Origin of the sequence: Rhodococcus sp. BS-15 (assembly GCF_000813105.1) — a bacterium.
GTDB lineage: Bacteria > Actinomycetota > Actinomycetes > Mycobacteriales > Mycobacteriaceae > Rhodococcoides.
Window position 1 is genome coordinate 37,904 of sequence record NZ_BAOX01000008.1, and the last position, 8,865, is coordinate 46,768.

The 8,865-nt window shown below is 61.1% G+C and carries 7 protein-coding genes; 3 read left to right on the top strand and 4 right to left on the bottom strand.

Annotated elements, in window-relative coordinates; translation table 11 throughout:
- The first annotated feature begins 73 nt into the window (after positions 1-73).
- From RHBS_RS02325 to RHBS_RS02335, 3 genes are all read left to right on the top strand, one after another.
- Positions 74-1,285, top strand: coding sequence for a CdaR family transcriptional regulator (locus RHBS_RS02325; protein WP_236745330.1), 1,212 nt, complete (start codon positions 74-76; stop codon positions 1,283-1,285).
- A gap of 1,113 nt (positions 1,286-2,398) precedes the next feature.
- Positions 2,399-3,061, top strand: a complete 663-nt coding sequence (locus tag RHBS_RS02330; RefSeq protein ID WP_045840684.1) for a TetR family transcriptional regulator — start codon at positions 2,399-2,401, stop codon at positions 3,059-3,061.
- A gap of 219 nt (positions 3,062-3,280) precedes the next feature.
- Positions 3,281-4,306, top strand: a complete 1,026-nt coding sequence (locus RHBS_RS02335; RefSeq protein ID WP_027498270.1) for an AraC family transcriptional regulator — start codon at positions 3,281-3,283, stop codon at positions 4,304-4,306.
- Between the two features lie 135 nt (positions 4,307-4,441).
- Here RHBS_RS02335 and RHBS_RS02340 read toward each other — a convergent pair whose 3' ends face one another.
- From RHBS_RS02340 to RHBS_RS02355, 4 genes are all read right to left on the bottom strand, one after another.
- Complete coding sequence (locus RHBS_RS02340; protein ID WP_228139277.1) at positions 4,442-5,185, bottom strand: recombinase; 744 nt, start codon at positions 5,183-5,185, stop codon at positions 4,442-4,444.
- 368 nt (positions 5,186-5,553) lie between these two features.
- Positions 5,554-6,720 (bottom strand): site-specific integrase, encoded by a 1,167-nt coding sequence (locus RHBS_RS02345; protein ID WP_027498272.1) that lies wholly within the window; start codon positions 6,718-6,720, stop codon positions 5,554-5,556.
- Positions 6,721-6,927: 207 nt separating this feature from the next.
- Positions 6,928-8,136, bottom strand: coding sequence for a TniQ family protein (locus tag RHBS_RS02350; RefSeq protein ID WP_306303498.1), 1,209 nt, complete (start codon positions 8,134-8,136; stop codon positions 6,928-6,930).
- 24 nt (positions 8,137-8,160) lie between these two features.
- Positions 8,161-8,865: TniB family NTP-binding protein (locus RHBS_RS02355; RefSeq protein ID WP_128644727.1), on the bottom strand; the 705-nt coding region annotated here is incomplete at its 5' end.

Sequence of the window (8,865 nt, forward strand, 5' to 3'; positions counted from 1 at the left end):
GTATGACACTAAAATGGTATCGACTCATTTGATGGAAACACTTGTGGACGAGATGGAGGACAGGAAGGCAGAGTTGACCGAGAATATCTCTTCATTCATAAGTGCATCAATCCATGAAATGAACGGCAATGCAGACGCAACCGGACTTCTACACACCAGCGTGAAAGCCAACATCAATGCGGCTATCGACTTCCTGGCCGACAGGACTGACCACGACAACTTGCGAGCTCCGCATGCCGCCCTGTGCCATGCTCGCGTTCTCGCACACACGCATGTCCCGCTGACGGCGCTCGCCCGCGCTTATCACCTGGGCCAATCGAGATTTCTTGAGCATGTCCTGTTCTCGCTCTCGCGAGCTACGCACACGTTGGCCGCGAATCAACTTGCGCATCTGGTCAGCAGGTCTGCCGTCTTCATAGACCGCGTGTGTCAGGACGCATGTTCAGAATACGAAGCGGAGAAATCGAAGATACGTGAAGAAAATAGTTCTGTAAACACGGAACTCGAACGCGCAATGTCGCCATCATGCACAGATCCTTTGGACGCATACAAAATCGATTCATATTACAATCTCACAGGAAACCATATTGCCATTGAGTTTTGGACGAATGACCGGGAACCATTCCCGAGCAAGTCCTGGCACCAGCTCGTAGATACCGTTAACGTCAGACTCGGTACGATCGGTCGACCGCAAGTCAACAGTAAAGGCGATGCCCGATCCCTGGTTTGGTTTCCGATAATTCACGCCGGAAGGATTTGCCTTGAAAGCGTTACAGACGTTCTTCAGAAGTACGGCCGAATTCGAGCAGCAATTGGAACCGTGCAGAGTGGTGAAAATGGTTTTCGGAAGACAGCCAGGCAGGCAGAGCGCGCGGCCCGCGTGGTTTCGGACGGCAAGGTCGATATCAGTCCGGTGGTAACTTTCGAGGAAGTTGCAGCCATCACTCTTCTGCTCGAAGATCCGGAAAGCCTAAGGGATCTAGCGGAAGACTCACTCGGAGGCTTGCTTCTGGACAGTGCGCGGAACCGCTGGCTCCGCGAGACCTTGCGAGTCTACCTGGCAAACAACTGTAGCGTTACCGCGACCGCTCACGACATGACGATCCATCGCAACACGGTCAAATACCGCATCCGACAAGCAGCGAAAGAGTGCGGTTGCAAGCTGGACGATGCCAGCATCCTCATGAACCTCAGGATTGCGCTGGATGCCGCGTGGTGGACACCCAGCACAGTACTCAAATTACCCATACCGCTCGGCTCAGTAGACGCACGGTTGACGGTTTGAGCAGGGTGGCTGCGACCCGGCTCAAACCTTCCAGGTTTCCAGCGCCACGTTCGTCAGACTCCATTGCCATGCTGATTCACGATTGTTGCTATCAGAATATCGAATGCCGCATTCGGTGAAAGCGACTTGATTCGGTCATTGATATCCATTTCTTTGCCCTCGATTCCTTCACTTGTCGCAATGTTCGCCGCATTTGATTCGACAGATCCTTCGGACGTCTCCAAGATTCGACCGGCCCACACTCCGACTGGCGAAGGATCAGTAGCAAGATACTGCTCGCAGTCGGTCAGTATATGACATTTCATGCAAGAGTCCGCTGCAGTTTTATGACGCGCAGCTCGCTGAGCAACCGTCTCGTAGGGTGGATCGGATTCGTAGTCCCACAGTTCGGGCTCCCCCTGGCAGGGTGTGACCAGCACCCGACCACGAACTGCGAGACGGTCCAATGCTCGATTCAAGGTTGATTCCTTTAAGTACGGGAGCGAACTCGATACGACCTAGTTGTACGATAGCCATTCCTCATGTGTCAAAGAGGGAAGGATGAGTTGTGCATAAAGAACAAGGACTCCTTGCGACTTTGGCCAACTTGGACATATCACAGAACGGTGCCGATCCAGTACGATCGACACCACGACGACGGCTTCTTCAGGCCTCCATGAATGCAGTGGAAATCGAGGTATCGTGCTGGATTTTGTATTCTTCACATTGACACCGCTCCTACTGTTCATGTTGGCACCCGCGTGGATTTCGTTGACTTACCATGGGTGCGCGAGTCTGATCGAACGCCGAAATATTCGCGACGTGAAAACCAGCCAGATGTAGGTCGAGCTACGCAGACGAGGGGTGTGCGTAGCCGACCTCTGCAATGGAGAGCTTTTCTGACGCCACACGCCGGCAGTTGTGCCGAGTTGCATGCTCTGCGTTCGCTGTACGCCGCTCGGGAAACCTACCGAAAGAACAGATGAGTTCTTCGTAGGTGTTCGGCTCACCGCTGCGCCTGGTTCGTTCGCCCGCCGATAACGCCACTGGTCGCATCTCTGGCAGCATCGACGCGCTGGCGACAGCGACATCATCCCCCACCACCAATGTCCGAACGCGCCTAGACTTCTATTCATGAGTTCCGTCCACACTGCGCGCCCTGATGGTGGCTACCGGACAGCGGCAAGCACTCTCCTTCGTGCGACCGCGTTAGACGCATTGAGCGCTCTCCTGCTGCGGCAGAGCTGGAAGTCCGTGACCATGTCCGAGGTCGCGAAGGAAGCCGGTTTGTCTCGACAGACCATCTATAACGAGTTCGGGTCCCGGCGCGGTGTGGCGGAGAGCTACGCGATACGACTGACCGATCAGCTGGTCAGTGTGGTGGACGATGGACTCTACACTTGCGTTGGTGATATCAGATTGGCGCTCGGCCGAGGTTTGGCTGCGTTTTTCGCCGTCTCCGAACGTGACCCATTGGTCAGATCGCTACGAGAAGAAGACGCATCCGCAGACCTCCTGCGGCTCATTACTGTTCACAGCACCCAGCTTGTCGAGCGAGCCGCAGATCACCTCTCTGCCACATTTCAGCGATGCTGGGTGCAAGCCCCGAAACGCCAAGCCGATATCCTGAGCACGTCCATCGTTCAGATGGCCTTGGCGTATGTCTCACGGCCCCCGACTGACGCAGCCCAGACCGCCACCGATATCGCAGACCTACTCGCTCCGTACATCGAGGGGTTCCAAGATTTTCAAGCCAATCCAGAGTTGAGCAAGACGACTCGATTCGGTCGACCGTAGCGACAGCGGTGTAGCGCCGCTAGCGTCGGTGTAGCGCCGCTAGCGTCGGTGTCACGCAATATTCCCATTCTCAAGACAAACGAACTTCCGGACAAGAATCCGTCCAGCTTGCCACCACCTCGTTTTCCGGCGTGATTGACGAAAGTGTCGTCGCAAACGCGGGTGACGGCTATGTTCGGTGGAGTCATAAACTTGTGAATTCGGGTCAAAGGAATCACCGTGAAGCTGAGCGATGAGGGCGTGCCACCGCTTGCGTTCGTGCAGCTGCTCGAACGCCGCGCACTCGACCCTGACGCCGCCGCGCGCCTTCGCGCGATCATGCACCGCGAAGGAACCAGTGAAGCGACGCTCATTCAGCATGACGTCCAGGCGCCGATACGGTGGTTTCGGGAGGTCTATCCCGAACTCGATATCGCCCAGGCCACTCGACTCGGATTTGCGTTTGCCGAGCAGGCCCAGTTGACATCGTTCGGGCCCCTGAGTTCACCTTTGATCAGCGCTGGTTCGGTCGCCGAGATCGTCGATCTCCTGACATACCTGCCATTGATCTCCACGGCGTTGAAATCGCAGTTCCACACTGGCGACTACGGTCTGATCGTCGGGCTCACTGCGCACACAGGCGATTCCGCACTGGACTGCTTGGTCATCACCTACGGCGGGTCGGCGTTGTTACGACTGCTGGACATGCTCGCCGGTGACATATCGCCGGTGACACTCCATCTGAGCTGGCCGGAGCCGACCGAGGTGAGCCACGACAAAGGTCCGGCGAATCGCCGGTTCTTCGACGCTCCGATTTCCTTCGTCCACGTACCCGAGGACACACTAAACAAGGCTTGTCGGTTCTCGGACCCTCTCGCATATCGTCTCGCTATCGCTGATCTGCAGCGGACACTCGCCCATCGGAGTGGGTCCATGTCATCCGCCGAGAAGGTGAGGCAACTGTTGGAAAAGGACCTCGGACAGCGAACCAACCATGATGTTGCACAAGCATTGTCGATGTCCAGCAGCACGTTGAAACGGCGGCTTGCCGAAGAAGGAACCACCTACAGAAAGGTGCGCCAATCGCTGCTGTACGAACGCGCGATGCTACGGCTCCTCGATCGCTCGGTTTCGGTCAGCGAGATCGCTTCTGAACTCGGATACAGCGACCTCGCCAACTTCTCTCATGCCTTCAAACGCTGGACCGGGCGCTCTCCGAGAGATTTCCGAAACCCACGACTCTCGGACGACCCGGATTCGACGTAGACCACACAGACGGGGTCAGATCGATGCATCGTTCGTTCGCGGCCTGGTCGATCTCCGTCTCGGAGATTTCGGAGACGTCACCGCCTCCCTGCCGTGAGAAGAAGAGTGTGTGCAGACCCGAGTACGAACCACTTGTCACTCGACGGTGTCGGCCGGTACGCGTGCGGTCTCCGATTCGAGAAAGTCGACGAGTGCTTCCAACAGGCTGTCCGCGCGGGTTTCGACATCGGCGAGGACGGAGTCCACGCCGTCGAGAAGACCGTGGGCGTGTCTACGCGCAAGCGTTCCGCGTTCGTAGTAGCCGGGGTCGAGCAGGACCCGCGGTACTGGATCCGGTGCCGCGATCTGCTCCGGATGTTGTGACCGCGCAGTGGGCTGCAGGTGGGTGGGTGCCCGTCCGTCCAGGTGCATTCGCACGATGCCCGCGACCGCACGGGCGGTCAGCGGGGTCGCAGCCAACGGGGTGTGGCCCCACCGGTCGATAGGAATCGACAGCGGCTGTTTCCCGGCCGGGTCGAAATACCGGTCGTATCCGCCGAGCCCGGTGCCGTCCACGGCATCGAGAGCGTCGGCGAGCATTCGGGTGCTCGGATACCGGGTCCGATGGCCGAGTACCTCACACCAGCGCTGGTACACCGTGCGCGGAGAAATGCCCGTCCCCGCCAGCGCGAGGGAAGTGACAGTGCGGACGCCGCGGCCTGCCTCGACGCGAAGGGCGTCGAGACAGGCATCGGCGGTGACATCGCATGCCCGCAGGGCCGCGATCTGCGTGTACGGCAGACCTGTCGTAGCGAGCGTGAGGATCAGTACGTCTCTGCGTGCGAACAACGCTGACGGCCAACCGTATTCGGGAAGCCGCGCGATGATTCCGCCGATCACGGCTGCCACCTCTTGCAGGCGCGACGTACGCGCCACGTCCAGCGCAGCCCGAACGATCTCAGCACACCCCGGAGGAGGTAATAGATGCCGATGATGAGCGATGTCGATCACCGCGATCCGACGGCGTTGGGTCGTCGGCGCGGCGGGGTGCGCGTGAAGAAACCGAGCAAGCGACTCCGGAGAGGCCGCCAGTGAGGGTTCGCCATGGGCGGTGCACCAGTCCTCGAACAGTGACCACGTGTGCCGATCCCGCCTCGGTATCGACGTGTTCGTGATGTCCGCTGGTCGTATCGGACAAGGGCGGTCGTCGTGGTCAGCATCTGCCCCGGTCGTCCCGTCGCCGGTCACTGGCTCGGTCGGGTGCCTGGTCATAAGCCGAGCTCGGTGACGGCGTTGCCGATCAGTGGCGCATTCTCGTGAGCGTATGTTTCGACCATTGCGGGTGTGGTGTGCCCGGTTTGGCGCATGATGGCGTGCGCGTCAGCTCCGTTGCGGAAGGCTTGCATGACGAAGCCGGAACGGAGGGAATGCCCGCCGAGCTGAGCGACGGTGACGGGGTCGTATCCAGCTCGAGTAGCGCGGCGGCGGATCGCCGCGTGCACCGCGGCTCCGGACAGGGCTGTGTCGGAGAGGTTGCCGTTCTTGCGGACGGACCGAAACAGAGGGGACCGTTTCTCGACCACAGGAAGGGTGCCGCGACAAATATGGGAGTCGAATTCCACTGCGCGGGAGAGTATTCGGATGACGGCAACTCTGCCGCCGGTGTCGAACGCTGCGACGATCTGCAGCCATCGCACCCACGCGCAGACCGGGCATGACTCGTGGCGGGCGGTGAACGGGAGTGCTTTCACGGTTCCGGTGCCGTCCTGGTCGGTCTTCGACTTCCGGATACGTACATGCGCACCATCGAGGCGGTCGCGGTGGACATCGCGGCATTCGAGCGCTACGAGTTCGCTGCGGCGGAATGCGCCGGTGTAGCCCATCAGCAGTAGCGCGGTGTCGCGGCGTTCGAGGACCTCCGACGCCCAGCCCGCTGCAGTGCGTCGGGCGTGGTCGACGATCGTAGTGATGTCAGCGGTGAGGAGCGGGGCACGGGGTCTGCGGGGCCGCTCCCCCGCAGACGCGTAATCCCGCCGGATACCCGAGAGGGTGGCGCGGACCATCTCGTGCCCGCACGGGTTGTCGTGTCCAGTAGCGCGGTGGCGGTCCGCGACCGCCGCGATCCATTTGTCGAACGTCGACGGCGCATACGCCCGCGTCCCGTCGACGGTGAGCGTGTCGGCGGCGCCGACGAGGTACGCCGCCACCGTTGCGGGATGCGCCGGCAAAGCCTGGTGCCCGAGGACGATGCACCAGGTTTCGAAGCGTCGCCACGCCGAGCTGTAAGCCCGGCGGGTACCGGCGGACCGCGATGCAGCCATCGACCGCTCGATCCGAGCGGCAACCTCGGGTGTCAGGTCCGGAAACACCGCAGCGCCACCCGACACGACAGCTGGGACAGCGTTCGAGCCGGCTGCTGGCTGGCGTTCTGTCATGGGGTGGACTGTATCGGGCAGCTCCGACACATTTCTGGATTCGAAACCACGCTCAGCTGGCGGTTTGCGGGTCTACGGTGCGGGAAGGAAAATTCTCGTCGGTCACCGCACAAATAACGTTGGTGACTATGACCCCGCCGCGAAAACGGCGCTTCTCGGCTGTCGCCGCGCGTGCATCGCGGACGACCCCCCTCCATCGGGCGAGAACTACGTCGGCGGATGGCGCAGCGGGATCCCGTGGTCGAGGAACAGTTGCACCGTCTCATCCAGCTCCGCCGCGGTGCGGCACCACCCCCAGCGCAGGAAGTTGTACAACGAACTGGCGGATGCAGGATCGACGCGCGCCGCCGCGATGGCGGCCTCGGCCGCAGCGTGCGCGTCAGCCCACAGATCGCCCTCGGGTGCGGGATAAGACGAGCGCGTCGGAGCTGTCCCGGGATCGACCGGCTCGTAGGGTCGTGGGCGCAGCAGAGATGCGTGCGCACCGCCGGCATCGATCTCACCGCTCTCGACCATCGCAATGCCGATCGCTGCAGCCTCGAGAACTTTCGCCTGCTCGTCCCAGTGCAGGTCCTCGAACGGAACCCACGCTGTCCGCAACGGGCGAGAACGACCGGCGGCCCTCCAGATCGCAACGAGCCTCGTCGCCCACCGTCCGGTGCGAACCAGCGGCGAGGACACTTCGTCGACGACGGTGCGCAGAAGCCGGAACCACACAGCGGCATGTACCCGGCCCGGGCCGAGCTCCACCCATCCCGTCGTCAGAGCCTCGGTACTGCGCCGATCGAGGTCCGTGACCGCTGAGGGAACCGGAACGGGCGAGACCCGTTCGTCCGAACCGAACCGGACCTGATCCCAGAAGATCGCATGACCAGGGAAAGCAGAGCAGGGTTCGAGTCGACAACGGTGGTCGAGGCAGCTGCTCAGCACCGGATATTGATGCAGCAGAGTCATGTTGATATCAGCAGTGGATTCGAGGCTGTCGATACATGCCGGGCATGCCCGACTGCGCGGAGTGCTCGCCCACGGCAACCATGCCTCGCTCGTGGGTGTGCGACGTCGTCGATCCTGCCTCGCGAGGTCGGCCGGTAGCAGGATCGAGAATTGGTGGACGTAGGTGTCGAAGTCGCAGTCGGCGGGGTCGGTGCTGTCGAGCAACCACGGTGTCCACCCCGCCAACGTCATCATCCGCACCCTCTCTACCGGGACTGCGCCGCGACCGGCCAGCTCGATAAGTATCGGCTCCGGTGTGTAGCGGTCGAGATCCTCGACAGCACAATCGATATCGAGGTCTGCTAGCAGGGTCAGAAGGCTTGATGTGCGGATACAGCTCGCATATCCGGGCCAACCAGGACGAGAGGACCTCCCCTGGCAGTGGCGGCGGGTGCAGCGGCCACGGGCGAACGTACGCATCATCGGGCATCGCAGCGAGCCGCGCGTTCACGCGAGGTGGCGCTCGAACTGGCGGCGTCGCTCCGTGGGACCGACGTACGGAGTGCGTGTGAGCACCGATGAGGTGATCGCTTCCTCTCCGCTGTCGACGGCGGTCACTGCGGCGGCAGTGAGCAGCGTTGTCAGTTCACCGATGGTGCCCTCGGAGCGAGTGAGGAGGTAGTCGGTCATCTCCGGTGATGTCAGGTGCGAGGGTTTGCGGAGGGGGAAGCTCGTGGTGAAGCTGGCCAGCAGTGATCTGGTGTCGGCAGTGTTGGTCCAGACAGGCAAAGTCATGGGGTGGAATCGGTTCTCCAGCTGGGGATCGGTTCGGATGGCGAGGTAGGCGTCGCGGGTTCCGACAGCGACAAGAGGAATGCGTAGTTCGTTGCCCAGGAACCGCAGCACGTTCAAGAATTCGCGGCGGACGTTGTCGCGGCCGGCGAGAACATTGTGGAGCTCGTCGATGATCAACATCCGTACGCCGGTGGCGCGGAGCAGCATCAATGCTTGCTGTTCGAGTTCGTGGACCCGATTGCGGGGCCTGGTCGGTGTTCCCAACGCTGTGAGCAGTGCGAGGTAGAACCGGCCGGGTGACGGGTCCGGGGGCATCTGCATGCACAACACCGGTGTCTGCTCGCGGTCGGACAAGCTGATCGGCGGATGAGTGCGCCGGAACTTTTCGATGATCATCGACTTGCCGTTGTTCGTCGG